Source organism: Mesorhizobium sp. M8A.F.Ca.ET.207.01.1.1, assembly GCF_004794715.1.
GTDB lineage: Bacteria > Pseudomonadota > Alphaproteobacteria > Rhizobiales > Rhizobiaceae > Mesorhizobium.
In genome coordinates this window covers 1-293 of the sequence record NZ_SRUS01000516.1, presented here as the reverse complement: position 1 = coordinate 293, position 293 = coordinate 1, and the positions used below count along the sequence as shown (strand labels likewise).

Annotated in this window: 1 protein-coding gene; it reads left to right on the top strand. The window is 63.1% G+C overall.

Features of this window, described 5'->3' with window-relative positions; all coding sequences use genetic code 11:
- Positions 1–281 (top strand): lipocalin family protein (locus tag EN850_RS35630; protein ID WP_145973036.1); only part of this gene is annotated, 281 nt, incomplete at its 5' end.
- Positions 282–293: the final 12 nt, after the last annotated feature.

Genomic DNA, 293 nt, shown 5'->3' with positions numbered 1-293 from the left:
CGCAGAAGTCGATGCACCCCATCGGACGGGTCGAGAAGGAGGGCAACGGCGCGATCTGGGGCATGCAGTTCATCTGGCCGATCCAGGCCGAGTATGTCATCGCCTGGCTCGACGATGACTATGGCCAGACCATCGTCGCGCGCAGCAAGCGTGACTATGTCTGGTTCATGGCACGGACACCACAGGTGTCAGAGCGCGACTACCAGCAGGCAGTGCAGCGTATTGCGGCCATGGGTTACGACACCGGGAAGCTGCGGCGCGTGCCGCAGTCGGTGCGCTAGGTCGCGTTTCAC